We start from the raw sequence: 24,812 nt of genomic DNA on the forward strand, positions 1-24,812 counted from the left end.
CGTAATCCTGGGCCTGATTATCGATTGTTTTGTGCTGAGCCCTGATTGCGTTTAGACGCATCCGGAACCAGACGATAAAAGGTTTCGCCCGGTTTAGTCATACTGAGTTCATTGCGTGCGCGTTCCTCAATCGCCTCCTGCCCGCCATTGAGGTCATCAATTTCAGCAAAAAGTTGATCGTTTCGCGCCTTAAGTTTGGCGTTAGTTGCCTGCTGAGCCGCGACGTCATCGCTTACCCGGCTATAGTCGTGCAGTCCGTTTTTACCGAACCACAGCGAATATTGCAGCCAGACCAGCAGAGCCAGCAACAGCAGCGTTAGTTTACCCATCCTGCCCCCTGAAAAACGGCATCTTCATCCCACAACGCCCCCGGCGCTCTATGCCGGAGTAACAGAGATGCCGCAACATCGCGGGCAAATGTACCACATTTTTTCCGCAGAATCGCCCTGCTCAATATCGTCACACAGTTGGTTACGGTTTGAATTATGGCTGAAGTTAGCCCATGAGCCACAAAAATAACAGACCAAACATCAGGACCACCGTCACAATCGTGACAACGGTGCTGTACAGGAGTTTGCCGTTAAGCAGTGAATGCAGGGCGATGCCGACGACAACCGCCACGGGCATCAGCGCCAGGAAGAAGGGCCAGGTGTAGAGAAAGAAGAACAGCGTGTTACCGCCGTAGATGAGAAACGGGATGCCCAGCGCCAGCAACCACGAGACGAAGCCGACGAAGGCCCCGGGAAAGGACCAGGTCGTCTCGTCGTCGGTCGCTATCGGATCCGACCCGGTGGTAATCATGTAGTTTTCACTGTTGCGCATAGCTAATCCTGTGACCGTGACTCATCGTTCGGGAAGACAGCTCCCGAACGATACCGTCTCAGGATCTGATAATATCGTCCCGTCTGAGCAGGTCTAATAATTGGCTTACTAAATTTGTTACCAATTGTTGACCTTCCAGGTGGATCTCAGGGGATTCAGGCGCTTCGTAGATCGAGTCGATGCCGGTGAAGTTTCGCAACTCACCCGCGCGGGCTTTTTTATACAGCCCTTTCGGATCGCGCGCTTCGCAGATTTCCAGCGGCGTATCGACAAACACCTCGATAAATCGATCCTGACCGACGCGCTCGCGTACCATCTGCCGCTCGGCGCGGTGAGGCGAGATAAACGCGGTCAGCACCACCAGCCCGGCATCCGCCATCAGGCTGGCCACTTCCCCAACCCGACGGATATTCTCCTTGCGGTCTTCATCGCTAAACCCTAAATCACTGCACAGGCCGTGACGCACGTTGTCGCCATCCAGCAGGTAGGTGCTCACCCCCTGCTGATGCAGCGCCTCTTCCAGCGCGCCCGCGACCGTCGATTTACCGGAGCCGGACAGCCCGGTAAACCACAACACAACCCCACGGTGGCCGTGGAGTTGCTCCCGCTGAGCGACGGTAACCGGATGAGGATGCCAGACGACGTTCTCATCATGGGCGGCCATTACTTGCCTCCCAGCAGATCGCGTGCGCCCCAGTGCGGGAAGTGCTTACGCACCAGCGCATTCAGCTCAAGCTCAAAGGCGCTGAATTCAGACACCGCTGCCGCCTGTTGATTAGGCTCGCGCACCATGCCTGCACCAACGGTAACGTTGGTCAGGCGATCGATAAAGATAAGTCCACCCGTTACCGGATTTTGCTGATATTTGTCCAGCACCAGCGGCTCGTCAAAGGTGAGATCCACCACGCCAATACCGTTCAGCGGCAGTTCGCTCACTTCACGCTGGGTCAGATTGTTGATGTCCACCTGGAACTGGATACCGTCCACGCGGGCGCGGGTTTTCTTACCGGCAATTTTGATGTCGTAGCTTTGGCCTGCGGTCAGCGGCTGTTCAGCCATCCACACCACATCCACGGCAGCACCCTGCACCGCCGCCAGCGTTTCCTGCGCATCCACCAGCAGATCGCCGCGGCTGATATCAATCTCATCTTTCAGCACCAGCGTCACTGCTTCACCGGCCCCCGCTTCCTGAAGATCGCCATCAAAGGTGACGATACGGGCAATGGACGACTCCACACCCGACGGCAGCACTTTGACGCGCTGCCCCACCGTGACGGTGCCCGAGGCGAGGGTGCCGGAGAAGCCGCGAAAATCGAGGTTCGGGCGGTTCACATACTGCACCGGGAAGCGCATTGGCTGGGTATCCACCACGCGCTGAATTTCAACCGTCTCCAGCACTTCCAGCAGCGTCGGGCCGCTGTACCACGGCATGTTGGCGCTCTGGGAGGCAACGTTATCCCCTTCCAGCGCCGAGAGCGGCACAAAGCGAATATCAAGGTTACCCGGCAACTGTTCAGCAAAGGTCAGGTAGCTCTGGCGGATCTCCTCGAAGGTCTCTTCGCTGAAGTTCACCAGATCCATTTTATTCACCGCCACCACCAGGTGTTTGATCCCCAGCAGCGTGGAGATGAAGCTGTGACGACGGGTTTGATCCAGCACGCCTTTACGGGCGTCGATCAGCAGGATCGCCAGCTCACAGGTTGATGCACCGGTGGCCATGTTGCGGGTGTACTGCTCATGCCCCGGCGTGTCGGCAATAATAAATTTGCGTTTTTCGGTGGAGAAATAGCGGTACGCAACATCAATAGTGATGCCCTGCTCGCGCTCCGCCTGCAGGCCGTCCACCAAAAGCGCCAGGTCGAGCTTTTCGCCCTGAGTACCATGACGTTTGCTGTCGTTATGCAGGGAAGAGAGCTGGTCTTCATAGATCTGACGCGTGTCGTGCAGCAGGCGACCAATCAGCGTGCTTTTACCGTCATCAACGCTACCGCAGGTCAGAAAGCGCAGCAGGCTCTTGTGTTGTTGCGCGTGCAGGTATGCTTCTACGCCGCCTTCGTTGGCAATTTGTTGGGCAATCGTGGTGTTCATGGCGGCTCCTTAGAAATAACCCTGACGTTTCTTCAGCTCCATCGAGCCTGCCTGGTCGCGGTCAATGACGCGCCCCTGTCGCTCGCTGGTGGTCGATACCAGCATCTCTTCGATGATTTCTGGCAGCGTTTGCGCGTTGGACTCCACCGCGCCGGTCAGCGGCCAGCAACCAAGAGTACGGAAACGCACCATCTGTTTTTTGATCACTTCGCCCGGCTGTAAATCAATGCGATCGTCGTCGATCATCATCAGCATGCCGTCGCGCTCCAGCACCGGGCGCTCAGCCGCCAGGTAAAGCGGAACGATCTCGATATTTTCCAGATAGATGTACTGCCAGATATCCAGCTCGGTCCAGTTGGAGAGCGGGAAGACGCGAATGCTTTCGCCTTTGTTGATCTGGCCGTTGTAGTTGTGCCACAGCTCAGGACGCTGGTTTTTCGGATCCCAGCGGTGGAAGCGGTCGCGGAAGGAGTAAATACGCTCTTTGGCGCGGGATTTCTCCTCGTCACGGCGCGCACCGCCGAAAGCGGCGTCAAAACCGTACTTGTTCAGCGCCTGCTTCAGCCCTTCGGTTTTCATGATGTCGGTGTGTTTGGCGCTGCCGTGAACAAACGGGTTAATGCCCATCGCCACCCCTTCCGGGTTTTTATGCACCAGCAGCTCACAGCCATAGGCTTTGGCGGTACGGTCGCGGAACTCATACATCTCACGGAATTTCCAGCCGGTATCCACGTGCAGCAGCGGGAACGGCAGCGTACCCGGATAAAACGCTTTACGCGCCAGATGCAGCATCACGCTGGAATCTTTACCGATGGAGTACATCATCACCGGGTTAGAGAACTCGGCGGCCACTTCGCGGATAATATGGATACTTTCCGCTTCAAGCTGTCGCAGGTGAGTAAGTCGTTTTTGGTCCATAACCGTTCCTTAAGCCAGATTCACCACAGAGGAGCCAAACCCCTCTGAGTCTGTTGTATGTTGAAACCAGGCGAGCGTGCTGTGCAGCTGTACCACTTCGCCCACCACAATAAGCGCGGGCATTGGGGCGTCTTTCGCCAGGACTGCAAGGTCTTGTAGCGTACCGGTCACCACACGCTGATCGACGCGGGTACCGCGAGAAATCACGGCCACCGGCGTTGTCGCCTCGCGACCGTGCTGAATAAGTTGTTCACTGATGTCCGCCGCCTTCATGGTGCCCATATAGATGGCCAGCGTCTGTCGGCTCTGGGCGAGATGCGACCAGTCAAACGGTGTACTGTCGGCCTTATAATGACCAGTCACAAAGGTCACGCTCTGGGCGTAATCGCGGTGCGTAAGCGGAATACCTGCGTAGGCCGTTACCGCGGAGGCCGCCGTAATCCCCGGCACCACCTGGAACGGCACGCCCGCTTCGGCTGCCGCCTGCAGTTCTTCGCCACCGCGACCAAAGATGAACGGATCGCCCCCTTTAAGGCGCACCACGGTTTTGCCTGCTTTCGCTGCGGCAACCAGCATCTGATTGGTGTCGTGCTGCGGTACCGAGTGCTCGCCTGCGCGTTTACCCACGCAGATTTGCTCGGCATCGCGACGAATTAGCTCGCGCACACCGTCGGTGACCAGATGGTCATAGAACACCACGTCCGCGTCCTGCAGCACCTGCAGTCCGCGTAAGGTCAGTAACCCGGCATCACCCGGACCAGCACCTACCAGAATGATCTCGCCGCCCGTGCTGCCGGGGTTATCCAGCTCGTCTTCGAGGATTTTTTGCGCTGCCGTCTCATTACCGGCGTGCATCAGGCTGGCAAAGCGGCCACGGAATACCCGCTCCCAGAAGCGACGGCGTTCCGTTACGCTGGTCAGCCGGGTTTTCAGATGGTTGCGCCAGTAGCTCGCTTTCTCTGCCATACGTCCGAGACTGGTTGGTAACAGCGCTTCAATCTTTTCCCGCAGCACGCGCGCCAGCACCGGTGCGGTACCGCCGGAGGAGATCGCCACCAGCAGCGGCGAGCGGTCGACAATCGACGGGAAGATAAACGAGCACAAAGGCTGGTCGTCGACCACGTTCACCAGGCGGTAACGCGCCTGAGCGGCCTCGGAAACGCGTCGGTTGAGTTCGCGATCCTCCGTCGCTGCAATCACCAGCACCACGCTGTCGATTTGTGACTCGTCGAACTCCGCTTCTGCGACAACCCGCACCTGCGCGCCCGCGCGCTGCAGAAACGCGATTTTGCGATCGGCAATTTCACCCGTACCCACAACCAGTACCGGTTTTTCTTTAATCGCAGCAAAAAGGGGCAGATAGTCCACAAGCAACAACTCACTAACAACGAGGAATAGAGGGACTATAGGGGGCGGCTTAGACCGAATGAAATTACGAATTGGAATGAGTAGTTACTCAATGGAATAACGCGATGAAAAAGCAAATATCAAAAAGTGCTTAACACGCGAAATTTCGGGCATTTAAGAGCAATTCAAATTGTGTATGGCCGATCACAGTTTCATACTAAGCGGGTTATAATTTTGCTCTGTTTTTAAGGACTCACTATGTTTTCCGCAATGCGCCACCGATACGTTGCCCTGGCGCTCGGCGTTTGCTTTATCCTTCCGGCTCAGGCAAAAAATCAACCGTATGGTGAAATCGCCAATATGCAGGCGCGGCATATTGCCACCGTTTTTCCCGGACGCATGACCGGCTCCCCTGCGGAAATGCTTTCCGCTGACTATCTTCGCCAGCAGTTTGCCGATATGGGCTACCAGAGCGATATCCGCTCGTTTCACAGCCGCTATATCTACACCTCACGAAATAAAACAAAAAACTGGCATAACGTGACCGGCAGTACCGTTATTGCGGCACATGAAGGTAGCGCGGCTGAGCAGATCATTATTATGGCGCACCTGGACACTTACGCGCCCATGAGCGACGCCGATACCGATAACAATCTGGGGGGGCTGACGCTGCAAGGGCTGGACGATAACGCGGCAGGTCTGGGCGTGATGCTTGAACTGGCCGAGCGAATGAAAAACATTCCGACAAAATACGGTATTCGCTTTGTGGCAACCAGCGGCGAAGAGGAAGGCAAACTCGGCGCGGAGAATTTCCTTAAGCGCATGAGCGCTGAGGAGAAGAAAAATACACTGCTGGTGATTAACCTCGATAATTTAATCGTTGGCGATAAGCTCTATTTTAATAGCGGACAGAGTACGCCGGGTACCGTGCGTAAACTGACCCGTGACCGGGCGCTGGCGATTGCGCGCAGCCATGGCGTGTATGCCACGACCAATCCTGGCGGCAATCCGGCTTATCCGCGCGGAACGGGCTGCTGTAACGATGGTGAAGTGTTCGATAAAGCGGGCATCCCGGTGCTGTACGTCGAAGCCACCAACTGGGCGTTAGGCAAGAAAGATGGCTATCAGCAGCGGGCTAAAACGAAAGCCTTTCCGGACGGGACGAGCTGGCATAACGTGATGCTGGATAATCAGCAGCATATCGATAGCGCACTGCCGCAGCGCATTGAGCACCGTAGCCGCGATGTGGTGAAAGTGATGCTGCCGCTGGTGAAGGAACTGGCGAAAGCGGGGAAAGCCTGAGGTTTTTGAACGCTGTGCGGCCTGATGCCCTCACCCCAACCCTCTCCCACCGGGAGAGGGAGGAAAAATCATTACCCTTCGTGTAACCCGCACTCGCGCTTCAGCCCAAAGAAACGCGTCTCTTCTTCCGCCATTCCCGGCTCCCATTTGCGCGTGGTGTGGGTATCCCCCACGGACAGGTAGCCCTGATCCCACAGCGGATGGTATTTCAGCCCGTGTTTTTGCAGGTACTGGTACACCGTACGGTTATCCCAGTCGATGATCGGCAGCACTTTAAACACGCCGCGCTGCACCGCCAGCACCGGCAGCGTGGCCCGGCTGCCGGACTGCTCGCGGCGAAGACCGGCAAACCAGGTCTGCGCGTTCAGCTCTTTCAGCGCACGGTTCATCGGCTCGACCTTGTTGATCTCATTGTATTTCTCAATGCCCTCAACGCCCTGCTCCCAGAGTTTGCCGTAGCGCGCCTCCTGCCAGGCCGCGCTCTGCTCCGCGCGGTACACTTTCAGGTTCAGCTTAAGCTTGTCCGTCAGCTCATCGATAAACTGGTAGGTTTCCGGAAACAGATAGCCGGTATCGGTGAGGATCACCGGAATATCCGGGCGGATCTGATTCACCAGATGCAAACTGACCGCCGCCTGAATGCCAAAGCTCGACGACAGCACGTAGTCACCCGGCAGGTTTTCCAGCGCCCACGCCACGCGCCCTTCGGCGTCCAGCTTTTCCAGTTGGGCGTTGGTTTCTGCGAGTGCCAGAATGCGTTCGACTTTTGGCAATGCGTTAAGCGCGTTTAGATCGAGTACGGACATAATTACCTCTCGTGGTTACTCCCAGAAATCCCTTGCGGGATCGAGCACCGGGCGAATAATGCCCGCACGCACCGTAAAGTCGCCGAAGCCTTCACCCGCTTCGCGCTCTTTCGCCCAGCGCCCGACAAGCTCGTCGATGGAATCGAGAATTTCTGGCTCAGTGATATTCTCGCGGAACATACGCGGAATACGCGTGCCGATACGGTTACCGCCCAGGTGCAGGTTATAGCGACCCGGCGCTTTCCCCACCAGCCCAAGCTCGGCCAGCATCGCGCGGCCACAGCCGTTCGGACAGCCGGTAACGCGCATAACAATATGCTCGTCCGGAATACCGTGTTTTTCCAGAATCGCTTCCACTTTGTCCGTAAATGACGGCAGGAAACGTTCCGCTTCCGCCATCGCCAGCGGACAGGTCGGGAACGACACGCAGGCCATCGAGTTTTCGCGCTGCGGTTTGACCGCATTCATCAACCCATGGTCACGCGCCAGCGCCTCAATTTTCGCCTTTTCACTTTCCGGCACACCAGCAATAATCAGGTTCTGGTTGGCGGTAATGCGGAACTCACCTTTGTGGATCTTCGCGATTTCCAGCAGGCCGGTTTTCAGCGGACGGCCCGGGTAATCCAGAATACGGCCGTTTTCGATAAACAGCGTCAGGTGCCATTTATTGTCGATGCCTTTTACCCAGCCGATGCGATCGCCGCGACCGGTGAATTCGTAAGGGCGGATCGGCTCAAATTTGATCCCCGCTCGACGCTCCACTTCCTCTTTGAACGTCTCAACGCCCACGCGCTCCAGGGTGTATTTGGTTTTCGCATTTTTACGGTCGGTACGGTTACCCCAGTCGCGCTGGGTGGTGACCACCGCTTCCGCCACGGCCAGCGTATGCTCCAGCGGCAGGAAGCCGAACTCGCTCGCGGTGCGGGCATAGGTTTTCTTGTTACCGTGTTCAATGGACAGACCGCCGCCCACCAGCAGGTTAAAGCCCACCAGCTTGCCGTTTTCGGCAATTGCCACAAAGTTCATGTCGTTGGCGTGCAGATCGATGTCGTTCTGCGGCGGGATCACCACCGTGGTTTTGAACTTACGCGGCAGATAGGTCTGACCGAGGATCGGTTCTTCATCGGTGGTCGCGACTTTTTCCTGATCGAGCCAGATCTCCGCATAAGCGCGGGTACGCGGCAGCAGGTGCTCGGAGATCTTCTTCGCCCACTCATAGGCTTCAGCGTGCAGCTCGGACTCATACGGGTTCGAGGTGCAGAGCACGTTACGGTTCATGTCGTTGGCCGTCGCCAGCGCATCCAGTCCGACGGAGTGCAGCATCTGGTGTACCGGCTTCACGTTCTTCTTCAGAATGCCGTGGAACTGGAAGGTCTGACGGTTGGTCAGACGAATGCTGCCGTAAATGGTGTTTTCACCGGCGAATTTATCAATCGCCTGCCACTGTGTCGTGGTGATCACTCCGCCCGGCAGACGGCAGCGCAACAGCATCGCGTGACGCGGCTCCAGCTTCTGTTCAGCACGCTCGGCGCGAATGTCGCGGTCGTCCTGTTGATACATGCCGTGGAAACGGATCAGCAGGAAGTTGTCGCCTTTGAAACCGCCGGTGAGACCGTCATTCAGATCTTCAGCAATGGTGCCGCGCAGATAGTTGCTTTCCAGCTTCATGCGCTCGGCGTCTGACAGTTTACCTTCGACCACCAGGGGTCCTGGATGTTTTTCGCTCATTAGTAGACATCTCGCTGATAACGGCGCTCAACGCGCAGCTCACTTAAAAATTCATCCGCCGCTTCGGCATCCATACCGCCGAATTCGGCAATCACTTCCAGCAGTGCCTGCTCAACGTCTTTCGCCATGCGATTGGCGTCACCGCAGACATAAATGTGGGCACCGTCATTGATCCAGCGCCACAGCTCTGCGCCCTGTTCGCGCAGTTTGTCTTGTACGTATACTTTTTCTTTCTGATCGCGCGACCAGGCCAGATCGATACGGGTCAGCACCCCTTCTTTCACGTAGCGCTGCCACTCAACCTGATAGAGGAAATCTTCGGTAAAGTGCGGGTTGCCGAAGAACAGCCAGTTTTTACCCGGTGCCTCGTCCGCCGCACGCTGCTGTATAAAGGCACGGAACGGCGCAATGCCGGTACCCGGGCCAATCATGATTACCGGCGTTTCCGGGTTCGCCGGCAGACGGAAGTTGTCGTTGTGCTCGATAAAGACGCGCACTTCGCCCTCTTCCTCCACGCGATCGGCCAGGAAGCTGGAGGCACCGCCCGCGCGGGCACGGCCTTCGATGTCGTACCGCACCACGCCCACGGTGATGTGCACTTCGCTCTCGACTTCAGCCTGCGATGAGGCAATGGAGTACAGACGCGGCGTGAGCGGACGCAGCAGGCCGATCAGCGCCTCGGCATCCAGCTGTGCCGGCGAGAAACGCACCATATCGACAATCGGTGTGGTCGCCGCGTAATGCTGCAGCTTTGCCTTATCGCCCACTAACGGCAGCAGCGATTCGCTGCGCGTTAAGGTGGCATAGTTCTCAACGATATTGGCGGTATTCACCGTCAGCTCGAAGTGCCACTGCAGCGCTTCAGAGAGGGGCTGCGTTTTGCCTTCGACGGTGACAGGCTCGTCGCCTTTCAGCCACAGCAGTTCGACCAGCTCCTTGACCAGCGCCGGATCGTTTTGATACCAGACCCCCAGCGCATCGCCAGGCTGATAGCGCAGACCCGAGTCGCCCAGATCGATCTCGATATGGCGCACATCTTTTTCAGAGTCGCGGCCGGTAATTTTTTGATTAACCGACAGGCTTGCCGACAGCGGCGCCTCTTTGGTGTACGGGCTGGTGTGAATGTCGTTGACCACGCCGGTCGCGGTGATCGCAGCCTGGGCTGGTGTCTCTTTCGGTACGCGTGCTTTCAGCACGTCAACAATGCGCGCACGCCACTCTGCAGCGGCAGCCTGGTATTCCACATCTGCATCAACGCGGTCCAGCAGGCGCTCTGCGCCCAGCTCCGCCAGCTTGCTGTCAAAATCTTTGCCGGACTGGCAGAAGAATTCATAAGAGGTATCGCCCAGGCCGAACACGGCAAACGCAGTGCCATCGAGTCTGGGCGCTTTTTTCGAGAACAGGAATTTATGCAGCGCGACCGCCTCTTCAGCGGGTTCACCCTCGCCCTGCGTTGAGGCCACAACCACCAGCAGTTTTTCTGACGCGATCTGTTTGAATTTATAATCCCCGGCGTTTACCAGGTTCACGTTCAGTTTGGCGGCCAGCAGGTCGTCACGCAGCGCTTCTGCCACGCGGCGGGCATTGCCCGTCTGCGAAGCGGAGATAAGCGTAATGGCAGGAATTTCTACCGCCGTTGCCGGAGCCGCAGCCACAGCGCCAGGCTGCTGGTTGAGCATTCCCCAGAAATAGCCAGAGACCCAGGCAAGCTGGGTGGGAGAAAAATCAGAGGTGGCAGCCTGAAGGCGCGCCAGTTGCTCCGGGTTCAGGGGAAGCAAATTTGAAGGTGGGGCCTGTGTTGTCATGCGTCGTTATGTTCCAGTAGCCAAGCGGACTTTAAGCGAATAAATCCAAACTGAAGATAAGGTTAACGGCGAGGATAATAACAATTAAAGAAGGGATGGAAATAATAAATAACCAAATGGACTAACCTGTTTTAGTTATCGTTCTTAACGGTAAAAGCGATAAACTAACCGACTGTAAAATAAGGATATAAATCACAAAGCGACGGCTTTTTTGCTGCAATAAAGGTAAAGGCCGTTTTAGTTAATGCTAAAAATTGTGCTTTCCGGTACTATGCGGCGGTTTTTTCCGCATTACTGAGAGCGATCATGTCCACCACACTGTTTAAAGATTTCACCTTCGAAGCCGCCCACCACCTTCCGCATGTTCCTGAGGGACATAAATGCGGCCGTCTGCACGGGCATTCGTTTATGGTGCGTCTTGAGATCACCGGTGAAGTTGATCCGCATACCGGTTGGATCATGGACTTTGCTGAGCTGAAGGCGGCATTTAAGCCGACTTACGATCGTCTGGATCACTATTACCTGAACGATATCCCGGGTCTTGAAAACCCGACCAGCGAAGTGCTGGCAAAATGGATTTGGGATCAGATGAAACCGCTGGTACCGCTGCTGAGCGCAGTGATGATCAAAGAGACCTGTACGGCAGGCTGCGTGTATCGCGGCGAGTGATGCTTGCCGGGGGTCGGCTTCGCCTTACCCGGCCAACAAAAGCCTGGAACCGTAGGCCCGGTAAGCGCTAGCGCCACCGGGCTTTTTTTAGGCAATATTCAGGTATTTGTGCGTCTGCATCGACAGGCGCCAGTTACGCGCGATACAGGTTTCAATGCACAGGCGCGTGGCGTCTTCTTTCTGGCTGATAGGTTGCAGCGCAATCACGCGCTGTTTTTCGTCCGTCAGCGTCGCCAGCAGTTCATCCAGCGCTTCGATATCACGTACTCGCCCTACCGGGTGTTTAATCTCATCAGCACGTTCCAGCGCCTGAGACAGTACGTCGTAGCCGCCGCGCATGTTTACTTTAGGCGATACCGTTACCCATGTGGTGTGGGAGCAGCGCACTTCATGCGTACCGCTGGTTTCAATCTGGCAGCTATAGCCGTTCTTTTCGAGCAGTTCGGTCAGCGGCGTCAGATCGTGGATGCAGGGTTCGCCCCCGGTAATGACCACATGGCGCGCCGTCCAGCCCTGACGACCAATAATGGCCAGCAGATCTTCCGCGCTGCCAGCCCCCCACTTATCGCTCTCTTTGGTTTTCGCCAGAACGCTAAATAGCGACACTTCCCGATCTGCGAGTTTATCCCACGTATGTTTGGTATCACACCAGGCACAGCCAACCGGGCATCCCTGTAAACGAATAAAAATTGCGGGAACGCCGGTAAAGTAACCCTCGCCTTGCAGGGTCTGGAACATCTCGTTAATCGGGTACTGCATAGTCATCTCAGTTAAGGGGATAAACGATAAGTATCGCAGATCCCCGTGAGATGGTCATGCTCGATCGGTGCTTTGCGCGTCAATTGCCGACATAAAGCGTTCCGTAATCTGCTGCGGGCGGGTGATTGCCCCGCCCACCACCACCATATGCGCCCCCAGCGCCAGACATCTGGCGGCGCGTTCCGGGGTATCCACGTTACCTTCGGCCACCACCGGTACCGTGACGGCTGCCAGTACCGCTTTCAGAAACTGACAGTCATCATCGGGTAAGGCGTGTCCGGCGGTCTGCGCGGTATAGCCGTAAAGCGTGGTCCCGACACAATCAAACCCCAGCGCCTGCGCCGTGACGGCCTCATCAACAGTGGCTATATCAGCCATAAGCAGCACCGAGGGGTAACGGGTACGAATGCGCGTAACCAGCGTTGCCAGAGATTCCCCACCAGGCCGCGCCCTGTCGGTCGCATCAAGCGCAATGATCGCCGGGGAGACGGTCATCAGTTCATCCACCTCTTTCATCGTCGCGGTGATAAACACCTCGCTGTCGGGGTACTCCCGCTTGATGATGCCAATAACCGGCAGCGTAACCTGCTCTTTGATCGCCTCAATATCCACCACGCTGTTGGCACGGATGGCCGCAGCCCCTCCCTGACGCGCCGCCAGCGCCATCCGCGACATAATAAACGGGCTATGCAACGGTTCGTTCTCAAGCGCCTGACAGGAGACGACCAGTTTTCCCTTCAGGGTATCCAGTACAGTTTTCATTACGATAAGATCTCTTCCACTTCGTTTTTGATAATCGTGACATGCGGACCATAAATGACCTGAACGCCATTTCCGCGCACAATCACGCCGGGCGCACCGGTGGCTTTCAGCGCCGCGTCATTCACTTTGCTGCCATCTTTAACCGTGACGCGAAGACGCGTGGCGCAGCAGTCCACCTCTTCCAGATTGTCTTTTCCGCCCAGTCCGGCGATCACCGCACTTGCGCGTTCGTTCTGGGCGAACGTCACGTCATTGGCCACCGCCTCCTTTTCCCGACCCGGCGTGGCAAAATCAAAGCGATAAATCAGATAGCGGAACGTGAAGTAGTAGAGGAAGAACCACGGTACACCCACCAGCGGCACTAACATCCAGTGGGTTTTGGCCTCCCCCTGCAAAATGCCGAACAGCACAAAGTCGATAAAACCGCCGGAGAAGGTCTGCCCAATGGTGATGTGTAAAATATGCGCGAGCATAAACGCCAGCCCGTCAAAAAATGCGTGAATGACGTACAGCACCGGCGCGATAAACAGGAAGGAGAACTCGATGGGCTCGGTGATCCCCGTCAGGAAGGAGGTTAATGCCGCTGAAAGCAACAACCCCGCGACGCGTTTTTTGTTCTCCGGTTTAGCCGTGTGATACATCGCAAGGCAGGCCCCGAGCAAACCAAACATCATCGTGATAAAGCGCCCGGACATGAAGCGCGACGTTCCTTCATAAAACTGGCGCGTCGTGGGATCGGCCAGCTGAGCGAAGAAGATCCGCTGCGTACCTTCAACCAGTTGCCCGTTGACAATCTCGCTGCCGCCAAGCGCGGTGGTCCAGAACGGAAGGTAGAAGATGTGGTGTAAACCGAACGGGCCCAGCATGCGCAAAATGAAGCCGTACAGCAGTGTTCCCAGATAACCGGTCGCATCCACCAGCCCGCCCAGACCAAAGATCAGCTTCTGGAAATGTGGCCAGACTACGGTCATTAAGGCTCCGACCAGGATCGCAGCCAGTGAACTGATAATCGGCACAAAGCGTGACCCGCCAAAGAATCCCAGAAATTGTGGCAGCGCGATCTTATTAAACCGATGATGCAGCGCGCAGGTCACAAGACCAATGACCACCCCACCAAATACGCCGGTCTCCAGCGTCTGGATCCCCAGCGTCATGCCTTGCCCGACCGCCCCCGGATTCTCGTGCGCCAGTTTTCCGGTGAGGATCAGCAGTGCGTTAATGGTGGCATTCATGACCAGAAACGCGAGTAACGCCGCCAGCCCTGCCGTACCTTTATCATTTTTTGCCAGCCCGACGGCAACCCCAACGGCAAACAGCACCGACAGATTCGCGAACACAATCGAACCGGCGCTGCTCATGATGGTAAAAATAGCCTGTAACCAGCCCACATCTAAAAACGGATATGCCGTAAGCGTATTGGGATTCGATAACGCGCCGCCTATCCCCAGCAGCAGACCCGCCGCAGGCAGTACGGCGATGGGTAACATAAAGGATTTGCCAAAGCGCTGCGCTTTTTCAAACCATCCGCCGGACGAAGCACCACTGAACATTTGCATCATTTTTTCATCCCCTCAGTTAACGATGAAAATTTTTACCATAACTATACTTAATAGTGAAAATTACCATCAAAAACCAGGACGACGATCATACTTTTTCGAAATGACTGGCATCCCTGCCCCGCTTTCCGCCACACTAGGACGCAGAGAAACGCATTAAGGATCTAGCATGTCAGACCATGAAAACCTGCTGCTGAAGCTGCGCCAGGAGGCTTCCGGGTACAGCCCCACGCAAAAAAAACTGGGAGAGTTTGTTCTCAACGATCCGGCCCGGGTGCTCTACCTGACGATCACCGAACTGGCACGGGAGAGCCACACCAGTGAAGCCAGCGTGACGCGTCTTTGCCGGACGCTCGGCTGCAAAGGCTATAACGAATTCAAGATGGCACTGGCGCTGGATATTCAGCAGGGTCAGCCCGCACGCGTGGCCGGGGACGAAATTGATAACGTCGTCGATGAGTCTGTTCAGGCGCTGCAGGATACCGCCAGACTGCTCGACAGAGCACTGCTGGAAAAGGCCGCTCAGGCGCTGCATCAGGCGCAAGCCGTACAAATATATGGGGTGGCCGCCAGCGCGATCCTCGGTGAGTATTTACATTACAAACTGTTGCGACTCGGCAAACCTGCACAGCTTTTTAGCGATATGCATCGTGCGGCCATGAATGCAGCAACGCTTCCAGAAGGGACGCTGGTGGTGGCCATTTCCAGTTCCGGTTCAACGCGGGATTTGCTCCACGTCGTAAAACTTGCACGCAAACGCGGCGTTAAGGTGTTATCCCTTAGCAATACACCCCGCAGCCCGCTGGCTTCGCTTAGCGATATGCAGCTGGTCGCCGCAAAACCGGAAGGACCACTCAGCGCAGGCGCGCTCAATGCTAAAGTGGGCGTAATGTTACTGGTTGAATTGCTTACAACTTCCCTGATTGCGATTGATAGCCATTACGGTGAAGTTAGCCAGCAAACCGCGAGCGCAACGCTGCCTTTATTACTTTAAAACCCTTTGCAGGCTAAATAAAATAGCCTGCACGGCGTGATGTCGATTCCATTTAAGTGCTGATACGGTTATTTCGTGCGCGGCATAATGGTGTAACAAATTATTTTATTTATTACATATTCAATGCGTATTAAAAGCAATAAAATCGCACAAATAATAGAACAAAATCAGAATGTTAAAATTATTTGATTTATAAATTGAATTTTTCTTACTCCGCTAGTGTCCAATATTTCCACCTGAATTCCTTACCTTAAAATAAGCTTAAGACGCCGTCAGGTTTGCCATTTTTCTATTTAAATGCCGTTTACTTTTGCCTGCCTACAATCCGCCTCATCAATCATTATGAGACGGTATAGATTAATATGTTATTTATTACAGGCGTGACTGGTTTTCTGGGCGGTGCAGTACTTGAAAAAATACTGACCAGCAATAGTTCAGTAAAATTACTGCTGCTTGCGCGCGCCAGTGACCCGCGACAGGGGCTGGAACGCGTGCGGGACAACATGCGTAAATTCAAGGTTTCAGAGGAGACGCTGGCCGCGTTGAACGAGGAGAATATCCTTATCGGCGATCTCAGCCAGCCGGAGGGATTCCTGAACGACCCGCGTCTGGAACAAGTGACGCATGTTCTTAACTGCGCGGCCGTCGCGTCATTTGGTAACAATCCGCTGATCTGGAAAGTGAATGTGGAAGGGACGCTGGCGCTCGCCAGACGCATGAACCAGGTTGCCGGTTTACAGCGCTTTCTGCATGTGGGAACAGCCATGTCGTGCACGCCGGAGCAGGATTCGCTGGTCGCCGAAAGCGCGGAGTTCAGAGAAAACGCCGAGCATCTGGTGGAATATACGTATTCGAAATCCACCATTGAACAACTGATGCGCCAGCACTGTCCCAACCTGCCGCTGCTCATCGCCCGTCCGTCCATCGTGGTCGGCCATACCCGTCATGGCTGTACGCCGTCGAGCAGTATTTTCTGGGTCTTCAGCATGGGGCTAATGCTGCAAAAATTCATGTGCTCAATGGAAGACAAAATAGATGTCGTCCCGGTGGATTACTGCGCCGATGCGCTGCTGATGCTGCTTAACAGCACTGCGCAGCCGGGAGAAGTGATACATATTTCTGCCGGAGAAGAGAACAGCGTGCGCTTTGCGGATATTGATAATGCGATGGCACAGGCGCTGGAGAAAGCCCCGGTCGGTGATAAGTATGCCCAGGTAAGTTACGAAACGCTGGTCAGAATGCGACGTGAGCTGAAGGATATTTTTGGCCCCTGCAACGAACGGCTGATGCTGAGAGCAATGCGCTTATACGGGGCCTTTGCCACGCTGAACGTACGTTTTAGCAACGACAAGCTGCTCAGTATGGGCATGCCTAAACCGCCGCGTTTTACGGACTATATTGCCCGCTGCGTACAAACTACCCGGGGGTTGAGCATCCCGGAGCAAATGGCGGTTGATTTCAAATAACCAAAAAAAATGCCAGTCTTTCGACTGGCATTTTCATTTTAAGGCTTAAGCAATTATGCCTGGCCTTTGATCTCTTTACGACCGTTGTAAGGTGCTTTTTCGCCCAGCGCTTCTTCGATACGAATCAGCTGGTTGTATTTAGCAACACGGTCAGAACGGCTCATAGAACCGGTTTTGATCTGGCCTGCAGCGGTACCAACAGCCAGGTCAGCGATGGTAGCGTCTTCAGTTTCGCCAGAACGGTGAGAGATAACAGCGGTGTAGCCAGCGTCTTTCGCCATTTTGATCGCTGCCAGAGTTTCGGTCAGAGAACCGATCTGGTTGAATTTGATCAGGATGGAGTTAACGATGCCTTTCTCGATGCCTTCTTTCAGGATCTTGGTGTTGGTTACGAACAGATCGTCACCAACCAGCTGGATTTTGTCGCCCAGTACTTTAGTCTGGTATGCGAAACCATCCCAGTCAGACTCGTCCAGACCGTCTTCGATAGAAACGATTGGGTACTGTTTGGTCAGGTCTTCCAAGAAGTGAGTGAACTCTTCAGAGGTGAACGCTTTGTTGCCTTCGCCAGCCAGAACGTATTTACCGTCTTTGTAGAATTCAGATGCTGCGCAGTCCATCGCCAGAGTGATGTCTTTGCCCAGCTCATAGCCAGCGGCTTTTACTGCTTCAGCGATAACAGCCAGTGCTTCTGCGTTAGAACCCAGGTTTGGCGCGTAGCCACCTTCGTCACCCACAGCCGTGTTCATACCTTTTGCTTTCAGAACTTTAGCCAGGTTGTGGAACACTTCAGAACCCATACGCACTGCTTCTTTCAGGGTTTTCGCGCCAACTGGCTGAATCATGAATTCCTGAATATCAACGTTGTTGTCTGCGTGCTCACCACCGTTGATGATGTTCATCATTGGTACAGGCATGGAGTATTTGCCTGGGGTGCCGTTCAGTTCAGCGATGTGCTCGAACAGTGGCATACCTTTCGCTGCCGCAGCGGCTTTGGCGTTCGCCAGGGAAACCGCCAGGATTGCGTTCGCACCGAAGTTAGATTTGTTTTCAGTACCGTCCAGATCGATCATGATCTTGTCGATGCCAGCCTGGTCTTTAGCGTCTTTGCCAATGATTGCCTGAGCAATAGGACCGTTTACAGCGCCAACAGCTTTCAGTACGCCTTTGCCCATGAAACGGGATTTGTCGCCATCGCGCAGTTCCAGCGCTTCGCGGGAACCAGTAGAAGCACCTGATGGAGCAGCTGCCATACCGACGAAACCACCTTCCAGATGAACTTCGGCTTCAACGGTCGGGTTACCACGGGAGTCGATGATTTCACGACCGATGACTTTAACGATTTTGGACATTAGATTTTCCTCAGTACAAGTTAAACTAAAACTCCAGACAAACAACGCGTACCGGGGGTACGCGTTGCCGTTCTAACTTTTTTACTTCGCCTGACGCTTCTGATACTCGCTGGCGGCTTTCACGAAACCTGCAAACAGCGGATGCCCGTCACGTGGCGTTGAAGTAAATTCCGGGTGGAATTGGCAGGCGACAAACCATGGGTGGTTTGGCACTTCGATGATCTCGACTAACTGATCATCCCCGGAGCGGCCCGCAACACGCAGACCCGCAGCTTCAATTTGTTTCAACAACATGTTGTTGACTTCATAGCGGTGACGATGACGCTCGGTGATGACCGGTTCGCCATACAGCTTACGAACCACGCTATCGTCAGACAGCTGGCAGGCCTGTGCGCCAAGACGCATAGTGCCACCCAGATCGCTCTTCTCGGTACGGACTTCGACGTTACCGTCTTCGTCGCGCCATTCAGTGATAAGCGCCACTACAGGGTACTTACAGTCTGGCACAAATTCCGTAGAGTTCGCGTTTTCCATTCCCGCTACGTTGCGCGCAAATTCGATCAGCGCAACCTGCATACCCAGGCAGATGCCGAGGTATGGAATATTGTTTTCACGCGCATAGCGTGCAGTGGCGATCTTGCCTTCTACACCACGGTAGCCGAAGCCGCCAGGGATGAGAATCGCATCCAGATCTTTCAGAATTTCGACGCCACGTGTTTCAACATCCTGCGAATCAATCAGCTTGATGTTCACGGAGACGCGGTTCTTCAGACCACCGTGTTTCAGCGCTTCGATAACAGACTTATAGGCATCCGGCAGTTCGATGTACTTGCCGACCATACCGATAGTCACTTCACCAGCCGGATTGGCTTCTTCATAAATAACCTGTTCCCATTCAGACAGGTTAGCTTCCGGACAGTTCAAGCTGAATCGTTTACAAATATAATCGTCCAGGCCCTGTGATTTCAACAGGCCCGGGATTTTATAAATGGAATCGACATCTTTCATTGAAATAACGGCTTTTTCAGGCACGTTACAGAACAATGCAATTTTCGCACGTTCGTTTGCCGGAACCGCGCGATCGGAGCGGCAAACCAGAATGTCAGGCTGAATACCGATGGAGAGCAGCTCTTTCACGGAGTGCTGAGTCGGTTTGGTTTTCACTTCACCTGCGGCTGCCATGTAAGGCACCAGCGTCAGGTGCATGAACAGCGCGTGTTCACGACCGATATCAACCGCCAGTTGGCGAATCGCTTCCAGGAACGGCAGGGATTCGATATCACCTACGGTACCGCCGATTTCAACCAGCACCACGTCGTGGCCTTCGCCACCCGCAATGATGCGTTCTTTGATAGCGTTAGTGATGTGCGGGATAACCTGAACGGTCGCACCCAGATAATCACCACGGCGCTCTTTACGCAGAACGTCGGAGTAGATACGGCCAGTCGTGAAGTTGTTACGACGGGTCATTTTGGTGCGAATGAAACGCTCGTAGTGGCCAAGATCCAGATCGGTTTCAGCGCCGTCTTCAGTAACGAACACTTCCCCGTGTTGGATTGGGCTCATGGTGCCAGGATCGACGTTGATGTACGGATCCAGTTTCATCATGGTCACATTGAGGCCACGGGCTTCAAGAATGGCTGCGAGGGAGGCTGCGGCAATGCCTTTACCCAGAGAGGATACGACCCCGCCGGTCACAAAAATATAGTTCGTTGTCATGCTGAACCTGAGAAGTTAGGGTGAAACGATGGAATAACCAGGACGGGAAAGTAGTATACCCGAACACGGCGAGCGCCACAAACTTTCATTCTCCGTCTCCATTCCAGGCCATGACAAACATAAGGAGTGAGAAAATAGCCCCTTTTGGGTAAATGTTTTTGACGCAAATCAAGCGCTTGTCATTTAAAAAATCACACAAATTGCGCTTGATCGCAAAATTCCGTTAGAGATCAGATTCCTGGCGTTTTACTTCCTGCCAGACTTCTTCCATCACATCGAGATCAATTCCGGTCATTTCCAGGCCGCGCGAGGCCACAATGCGCTCGACTTCGCGAAAGCGTCGTTCGAACTTAAGGTTGGCTTTTTGCAGGGCCGTTTCCGCTTTTACACCCAGGTGGCGCGAAAGGTTGACGGTGGCGAACAGCAAATCGCCCATCTCTTCTTCAAGCTTTGCTTCATCCACCACGGCCTGCTGCGCTTCGTGCATCACTTCGTCGATTTCTTCATGGACTTTGTCCAGTACCGGGCCAAGCGAGTGCCAGTCAAACCCTACTGCCGAGCAGCGTTTCTGGATCTTATGGGCACGCATCAGGGCGGGCAGACTCAGCGGGATGTCATCCAGCGCGGAGTGTTGGGATTTTTCAGCCCGCTCGGCGCTTTTAATCTGCTCCCAGCGCGCCAGCACTTCCGCGCTGTTGCCCGCCGTGGCATCGCCAAAGATATGCGGATGGCGGCGCTCAAGCTTGTCGCTAATAGCGGCGCAGATATCGTTAAAATTAAAACGTCCCTCTTCCTGCGCCATCTGCGCATAGAACACCACCTGAAACAGCAGGTCACCGAGTTCGCCGCGCAGGTCGTCAAAGTCCTCACGTGAAATGGCGTCCAGTACTTCATAGGTCTCTTCGAGGGTGTACGGGGCGATAGTCGCGAAAGTCTGCTCTTTATCCCACGGGCAGCCGTTTTCCGGGTCGCGCAGGCGTTTCATGATGCCGAGCAGGCGGTCGATTTGAGTCATAGTTCTGTCCTGATGAAAAAATGCCGGGTGGCGGCGTTGCCTTACCCGGCTTACAGAAGAGGATGTTTAACCGCCGTGGAGACGACGCGCGTCAATCACATCCGGGACCTGGTTCAGTTTGCCAAGCACGCGGCCCAGCACCTGCAGGTTGTAGATTTCGATGGTCATATCGATGGTGGCAAGCTGCTCGCGGGTATCGCTGCGGCTGGCAACGCCCAGCACGTTGACCTTCTCATTGGCAAGAATGGTCGTAATGTCGCGCAGCAGTCCACTGCGGTCGTTGGCGGTGACGCGCACCACCAGCGAGTAGCCGGCAGAGTAGCTTTCACCCCAGACGGCTTCAACGATGCGTTCCGGCGCATGCGACTGCAGCTCAGCAAGCTGGTCACAGTCTGAGCGGTGAATCGAAATCCCACGCCCCTGGGTGATAAAGCCGACGATGTCGTCCCCCGGGATAGGCTGGCAGCAGCGGGCGATGTGGTGCATCAGATTGCCGACGCCTTCCACCACCACGCGGCCATTGTCTTTGCTGCGCTGCTGCGGTGCATAGGTTTTCTGCTGCAGCTGTTTCAGCGCCGCCGCATCCTGCTCTGCCGCACTTGGCTTGTTGAACTGCGCCTGCAGGAAATTCACCATCTGGTTGAGACGAATATCGCCGCCGCCAATGGCCGCTAACAGCTCATCGAGCTCATTAAAGTTGTAACGCGGCAGCAGGAACTTCTCCGCCTCTTTCAGGCTGATGCCTATATGCTCCAGCTCGTCATCCAGGATCTGGCGACCGGCAAGGATGTTCTTGTCACGATCCTGTTTACGGAACCAGGCGTGAATTTTGGAGCGTCCGCGGCTGGTGGTGACATACCCCAGGTTCGGGTTCAGCCAGTCGCGGCTCGGGTTTGGCTGCTTCTGGGTGATGATTTCGATCTGATCGCCCATCTGCAGCTGGTAGGTGAACGGCACAATGCGCCCGCCGATTTTCGCACCAATGCAGCGGTGCCCGACATCGCTGTGGATGTGATAGGCAAAGTCGAGCGGCGTTGACCCGGCAGGCAGGTCAACAACGTCCCCTTTCGGCGTAAAGACGTACACCCGGTCGTCGAAGACTTGGCTGCGGACTTCGTCGAGCATCTCACCGGAGTCGGCCATCTCCTCCTGCCACGCAATCAGCTTACGCAGCCAGGCAATGCGGTCTTCGTGACCGGTGCGCGCTCCGCCCGAGGTGCCCTCTTTGTATTTCCAGTGCGCGGCGACACCCAGCTCGGCGTCTTCGTGCATCTGTTTGGTACGGATCTGAATTTCAACCGTTTTACCGCCGGGGCCCAGCACCACGGTATGAATAGACTGGTAGCCGTTAGGTTTCGGGTTGGCGACATAGTCATCGAACTCATCTGGCAGATGGCGGAAGTGCGTGTGCACGATCCCCAGTGCGGCGTAGCAGTCCTGCAGACGCTCCGCCACAATACGCACGGCACGCACGTCGAACAGCTCGTCAAAGGCGAGGTGTTTCTTCTGCATTTTGCGCCAGATGCTGTAGATATGCTTTGGCCGACCGTACACTTCGGCACGGACGTTCTCTTCCTTCATCGACTGGCGCAACCCGCTGACAAATTCTTCAATATAGTGTTCGCGGTCGATACGGCGTTCATGCAGCAGTTTCGCAATGCGCTTATATTCCGCCGGGTGCAGATAACGGAAGCAGTAGTCTTCCAGCTCCCATTTGAGCTGACCAATGCCTAAGCGGTTCGCCAGCGGCGCATAGATGTTTGTACACTCTTTGGCGGCGAGTACGCGCTCATCTTCCGGCGCGTCCTTCACTTCACGCAGGTGGGCGATACGCTCGGCAAGCTTGATGACCACGCAGCGGAAATCATCCACCATGGCCAGCAGCATCCGGCGAACGTTATCGACCTGTTCAGAGGAGACGGAATCGGTGTGCGCGGCTTTGAGCTGACGAATGGCCGCCATATCGCGGACACCGTGGATCAGCGCCACGACCGATTTTCCGACGCTTTCACGCAGCACGTCTTCCGTGACGACGTCCGCATCGGCAAGCGGGAACAGAAGCGCGGCCTGCAGCGTTTCGATATCCATATTGAGCATGGATAAGATTTCGACCATCTCCACGCCGCGCCACAGCAGCAGCTCGGCGTCCGGATGCCCCAGCGTGGTGCGCTGACAATAGGCCCAGGTTTCGGTTAAGCGTTCACACGACTGCTGGCTGGAAATTCCCAGACTTGCGATCCATTTTTGAGGGTCAAACTCACCAGCTTTATTAAGATGTGCACTTCTTACCGCAACCATCGTCCTCTCCTTTAGGGACCAGGGCCTGTCGAAGTCGACAAGCCAAACTAATTAGATGTGCTCGAACAACACCATTGATTCCAGATGCCCAGTGTGCGGGAACATGTCCAGCATTGCCAGACGCTGAATCTGGTAACCCGCGCTGAGTAATGCCTCGCTATCCCGGGCAAGCGTTGCCGGGTTACAGGAAACGTAGACCACGCGTTTCGGGGCGAGTTTAATTATATGCTGCATCACGCCCGGTGCGCCTGCCCGTGCCGGGTCGAGCAGGATTTTGTCAAAACCCTGTTTTGCCCAGGGCTGCTGCGTGACATCTTCCTCCAGATTTTGATGAAAGAATGTCACATTTTGCAAGCCGTTCTGTTGCGCATTCTCCTGGCCTTTCGCCACCAGCGCGTCGACGCCTTCTACCCCCACAACACTCGCCGCTTTACGGGCCAGCGGCAGCGTGAAATTGCCCATGCCGCAGAAGAGATCAAGCACGCGGTCGGTCGGCTGGACATCCAGCCACGTCAGCGCGGTTTCGATCATCTGCTGATTGACGCCGTCATTAACCTGGATGAAATCCCGCGGACTGAACGTTAAGCGTAGTCCGTTTGACGCATACCAGGGCGCGTCACCTGTAACCTGCTCCAGTATCTCGCTTTGTGGGGCGAGAAAAAGCGCCAGCTCGTGGGAATGCGAAAAGCGTTCCAGTTTTTCGCGGTCTTTTTTGGACAGCGGCGCGGTATGGCGCAGCACCATCAGCGGACCATTGTTTGCCAGGACCAGTTCCACATGCCCGAGGTGGCGAACACTGTCCAGCCCGGACAGGCATGCGTGCACGTCCGGGAGCAATGCCTCAAGACGGGGCACCAAAATGGGGCACTGCCTGATATCGACGATATCGCTGGAGCCCGCTTTGCGAAACCCCATATCCAGCCGCTCGTTTTTGGGCTGATAGCTTAGGCTCAGCCGCGCGCGACGACGATAGCCCCAGGGTTGGTCGGCAATGATGTCGTCAACGTCATGCCTGAGCAGGCGTGCCAGGGCATTACTCTTACTTTTTTGCTGTAAAACTACGCTGGCATGTTGTTGCTGGCAGCCTCCGCAGACGCCAAAATGCGGGCAGCGTGGCTCTGTGCGCTCCGGGCTGGTGGTCAGACGGCGCTTCACCTTCCCGCGTGCGTACTGGCGTTTATCTTCCGTCAGCGTAATTTCTGCTCGTTCTGTGGGCAGCAAACCTGTTATAAACAGTGTCTTACCATTGTGATGCGCGACGCCCTGACCAAAAGGGTCAAGGTCCGTGGCTTCGACAGTGATGATCTGACGCGTCGTCACGCGTCGCTTTGCAGAGTAGAATTGCGCCATCGCCGGGAATTTTCTCAAATATACATAATTATCTTAATTGTCCCATAACGGAACGC

Annotated in this window: 21 protein-coding genes; 4 read left to right on the plus strand and 17 right to left on the minus strand. The window is 55.3% G+C overall.

The features are described from left to right. Window positions 1-17: 17 nt before the first annotated feature. The 6 genes from ftsB to cysG form a co-directional block, all read right to left on the minus strand. Complete coding sequence (gene ftsB / locus AX755_RS02550; RefSeq protein WP_003862095.1) at window positions 18-329, minus strand: cell division protein FtsB; 312 nt, start codon at window positions 327-329, stop codon at window positions 18-20. Between the two features lie 166 nt (window positions 330-495). After that, window positions 496-822 (minus strand): DUF3561 family protein, encoded by a 327-nt coding sequence (locus tag AX755_RS02555; protein ID WP_013098502.1) that lies wholly within the window; start codon window positions 820-822, stop codon window positions 496-498. Between the two features lie 58 nt (window positions 823-880). After that, the gene (gene cysC, locus AX755_RS02560) at window positions 881-1,486 is read right to left on the minus strand and encodes an adenylyl-sulfate kinase (RefSeq protein WP_062856225.1); all 606 of its coding nucleotides are present in this window, start codon (window positions 1,484-1,486) and stop codon (window positions 881-883) included. Beyond that, a complete protein-coding gene (gene cysN / locus AX755_RS02565) occupies window positions 1,486-2,910 on the minus strand; it encodes a sulfate adenylyltransferase subunit CysN (protein WP_062856226.1) in 1,425 nt (474 codons plus the stop codon). Before cysN ends, cysC begins: the two co-directional genes overlap by 1 nt. 9 nt (window positions 2,911-2,919) lie before the next feature. After that, window positions 2,920-3,828: a sulfate adenylyltransferase subunit CysD gene (cysD, locus tag AX755_RS02570; RefSeq protein ID WP_008499613.1), complete on the minus strand. Its 909-nt coding sequence runs from the start codon at window positions 3,826-3,828 to the stop codon at window positions 2,920-2,922. 9 nt (window positions 3,829-3,837) lie between these two features. Further along, on the minus strand, window positions 3,838-5,187 hold the full coding sequence (gene cysG, locus AX755_RS02575) for a siroheme synthase CysG (RefSeq protein WP_161496891.1): 1,350 nt from the start codon (window positions 5,185-5,187) through the stop codon (window positions 3,838-3,840). 246 nt (window positions 5,188-5,433) lie between these two features. Between cysG and AX755_RS02580 the strand changes: the two genes are divergently transcribed. After that, window positions 5,434-6,477, plus strand: a complete 1,044-nt coding sequence (locus AX755_RS02580; protein ID WP_013098506.1) for an aminopeptidase — start codon at window positions 5,434-5,436, stop codon at window positions 6,475-6,477. A gap of 71 nt (window positions 6,478-6,548) precedes the next feature. On the opposite strand, the gene cysH is transcribed toward AX755_RS02580, so the two are convergent. From cysH to cysJ, 3 genes are read right to left on the minus strand one after another with little or no spacing between them, the layout of a single operon-like run. Beyond that, on the minus strand, window positions 6,549-7,283 hold the full coding sequence (gene cysH, locus AX755_RS02585; protein WP_020689303.1) for a phosphoadenosine phosphosulfate reductase: 735 nt from the start codon (window positions 7,281-7,283) through the stop codon (window positions 6,549-6,551). A 15-nt stretch (window positions 7,284-7,298) separates the two neighbouring features. Further along, window positions 7,299-9,011, minus strand: a complete 1,713-nt coding sequence (gene cysI / locus AX755_RS02590) for an assimilatory sulfite reductase (NADPH) hemoprotein subunit (RefSeq protein WP_020689304.1) — start codon at window positions 9,009-9,011, stop codon at window positions 7,299-7,301. Further along, complete coding sequence (cysJ, locus tag AX755_RS02595; protein WP_062856227.1) at window positions 9,011-10,816, minus strand: NADPH-dependent assimilatory sulfite reductase flavoprotein subunit; 1,806 nt, start codon at window positions 10,814-10,816, stop codon at window positions 9,011-9,013. Before cysJ ends, cysI begins: the two co-directional genes overlap by 1 nt. A gap of 306 nt (window positions 10,817-11,122) precedes the next feature. Between cysJ and queD the strand changes: the two genes are divergently transcribed. Next, window positions 11,123-11,485: a 6-carboxytetrahydropterin synthase QueD gene (queD, locus tag AX755_RS02600; RefSeq protein ID WP_010434567.1), complete on the plus strand. Its 363-nt coding sequence runs from the start codon at window positions 11,123-11,125 to the stop codon at window positions 11,483-11,485. Between the two features lie 87 nt (window positions 11,486-11,572). Here queD and queE read toward each other — a convergent pair whose 3' ends face one another. Genes queE through AX755_RS02615 form a run of 3 tightly spaced genes read right to left on the minus strand, consistent with a single transcriptional unit; the run spans window position 11,573 to window position 14,565 of the window. Next, window positions 11,573-12,244 (minus strand): 7-carboxy-7-deazaguanine synthase QueE, encoded by a 672-nt coding sequence (gene queE, locus AX755_RS02605; protein WP_013098510.1) that lies wholly within the window; start codon window positions 12,242-12,244, stop codon window positions 11,573-11,575. 54 nt (window positions 12,245-12,298) lie between these two features. Continuing rightward, the gene (locus tag AX755_RS02610) at window positions 12,299-13,006 is read right to left on the minus strand and encodes an N-acetylmannosamine-6-phosphate 2-epimerase (protein ID WP_062856228.1); all 708 of its coding nucleotides are present in this window, start codon (window positions 13,004-13,006) and stop codon (window positions 12,299-12,301) included. After that, complete coding sequence (locus tag AX755_RS02615; protein ID WP_062856229.1) at window positions 13,006-14,565, minus strand: maltose/glucose-specific PTS transporter subunit IIC; 1,560 nt, start codon at window positions 14,563-14,565, stop codon at window positions 13,006-13,008. Before AX755_RS02615 ends, AX755_RS02610 begins: the two co-directional genes overlap by 1 nt. Before the next feature lie 166 nt (window positions 14,566-14,731). Between AX755_RS02615 and AX755_RS02620 the strand changes: the two genes are divergently transcribed. After that, on the plus strand, window positions 14,732-15,556 hold the full coding sequence (locus AX755_RS02620; protein WP_047024544.1) for a MurR/RpiR family transcriptional regulator: 825 nt from the start codon (window positions 14,732-14,734) through the stop codon (window positions 15,554-15,556). 356 nt (window positions 15,557-15,912) lie between these two features. Next, the gene (locus tag AX755_RS02625; RefSeq protein ID WP_062856230.1) at window positions 15,913-17,022 is read left to right on the plus strand and encodes an SDR family oxidoreductase; all 1,110 of its coding nucleotides are present in this window, start codon (window positions 15,913-15,915) and stop codon (window positions 17,020-17,022) included. Between the two features lie 53 nt (window positions 17,023-17,075). On the opposite strand, the gene eno is transcribed toward AX755_RS02625, so the two are convergent. The 5 genes from eno to rlmD form a co-directional block, all read right to left on the minus strand. Then, window positions 17,076-18,374 carry a phosphopyruvate hydratase gene (gene eno / locus AX755_RS02630; RefSeq protein WP_013098515.1) on the minus strand — a complete coding sequence of 433 codons (1,299 nt, stop codon included), beginning with the start codon at window positions 18,372-18,374 and terminating at the stop codon, window positions 17,076-17,078. 81 nt (window positions 18,375-18,455) lie between these two features. Next, complete coding sequence (pyrG, locus tag AX755_RS02635; protein ID WP_013098516.1) at window positions 18,456-20,093, minus strand: glutamine hydrolyzing CTP synthase; 1,638 nt, start codon at window positions 20,091-20,093, stop codon at window positions 18,456-18,458. A gap of 223 nt (window positions 20,094-20,316) precedes the next feature. After that, window positions 20,317-21,108 (minus strand): nucleoside triphosphate pyrophosphohydrolase, encoded by a 792-nt coding sequence (gene mazG / locus AX755_RS02640; protein WP_058679587.1) that lies wholly within the window; start codon window positions 21,106-21,108, stop codon window positions 20,317-20,319. Window positions 21,109-21,174: 66 nt separating this feature from the next. Continuing rightward, entirely contained in the window at window positions 21,175-23,406 is a 2,232-nt protein-coding gene (relA, locus tag AX755_RS02645; RefSeq protein WP_013098518.1) for a GTP diphosphokinase, read from the minus strand. A 51-nt stretch (window positions 23,407-23,457) separates the two neighbouring features. Then, a complete protein-coding gene (gene rlmD / locus AX755_RS02650) occupies window positions 23,458-24,756 on the minus strand; it encodes a 23S rRNA (uracil(1939)-C(5))-methyltransferase RlmD (protein WP_062856231.1) in 1,299 nt (432 codons plus the stop codon). Window positions 24,757-24,812: the final 56 nt, after the last annotated feature.

It is taken from the genome of Enterobacter sp. SENG-6 (assembly GCF_001605945.1).
GTDB classification, from domain to species: Bacteria; Pseudomonadota; Gammaproteobacteria; order Enterobacterales; family Enterobacteriaceae; genus Enterobacter; species Enterobacter cloacae.

Excerpts from the sequence above, each read along its gene's own strand:
- ftsB (WP_003862095.1), bottom strand. The coding sequence starts at position 329 with ATGGGTAAACTAACGCTGCTGTTGCTGGCTCTGCTGGTCTGGCTGCAA.
- AX755_RS02555 (WP_013098502.1), bottom strand. The coding sequence starts at position 822 with ATGCGCAACAGTGAAAACTACATGATTACCACCGGGTCGGATCCGATA.
- cysC (WP_062856225.1), bottom strand. The coding sequence starts at position 1,486 with ATGGCCGCCCATGATGAGAACGTCGTCTGGCATCCTCATCCGGTTACC.
- cysN (WP_062856226.1), bottom strand. The coding sequence starts at position 2,910 with ATGAACACCACGATTGCCCAACAAATTGCCAACGAAGGCGGCGTAGAA.
- cysD (WP_008499613.1), bottom strand. The coding sequence starts at position 3,828 with ATGGACCAAAAACGACTTACTCACCTGCGACAGCTTGAAGCGGAAAGT.
- AX755_RS02580 (WP_013098506.1), top strand. The coding sequence starts at position 5,434 with ATGTTTTCCGCAATGCGCCACCGATACGTTGCCCTGGCGCTCGGCGTT.
- cysH (WP_020689303.1), bottom strand. The coding sequence starts at position 7,283 with ATGTCCGTACTCGATCTAAACGCGCTTAACGCATTGCCAAAAGTCGAA.
- cysI (WP_020689304.1), bottom strand. The coding sequence starts at position 9,011 with ATGAGCGAAAAACATCCAGGACCCCTGGTGGTCGAAGGTAAACTGTCA.
- cysJ (WP_062856227.1), bottom strand. The coding sequence starts at position 10,816 with ATGACAACACAGGCCCCACCTTCAAATTTGCTTCCCCTGAACCCGGAG.
- queD (WP_010434567.1), top strand. The coding sequence starts at position 11,123 with ATGTCCACCACACTGTTTAAAGATTTCACCTTCGAAGCCGCCCACCAC.
- queE (WP_013098510.1), bottom strand. The coding sequence starts at position 12,244 with ATGCAGTACCCGATTAACGAGATGTTCCAGACCCTGCAAGGCGAGGGT.
- AX755_RS02610 (WP_062856228.1), bottom strand. The coding sequence starts at position 13,006 with ATGAAAACTGTACTGGATACCCTGAAGGGAAAACTGGTCGTCTCCTGT.
- AX755_RS02615 (WP_062856229.1), bottom strand. The coding sequence starts at position 14,565 with ATGATGCAAATGTTCAGTGGTGCTTCGTCCGGCGGATGGTTTGAAAAA.
- AX755_RS02620 (WP_047024544.1), top strand. The coding sequence starts at position 14,732 with ATGTCAGACCATGAAAACCTGCTGCTGAAGCTGCGCCAGGAGGCTTCC.
- eno (WP_013098515.1), bottom strand. The coding sequence starts at position 18,374 with ATGTCCAAAATCGTTAAAGTCATCGGTCGTGAAATCATCGACTCCCGT.
- pyrG (WP_013098516.1), bottom strand. The coding sequence starts at position 20,093 with ATGACAACGAACTATATTTTTGTGACCGGCGGGGTCGTATCCTCTCTG.
- mazG (WP_058679587.1), bottom strand. The coding sequence starts at position 21,108 with ATGACTCAAATCGACCGCCTGCTCGGCATCATGAAACGCCTGCGCGAC.
- relA (WP_013098518.1), bottom strand. The coding sequence starts at position 23,406 with ATGGTTGCGGTAAGAAGTGCACATCTTAATAAAGCTGGTGAGTTTGAC.
- rlmD (WP_062856231.1), bottom strand. The coding sequence starts at position 24,756 with ATGGCGCAATTCTACTCTGCAAAGCGACGCGTGACGACGCGTCAGATC.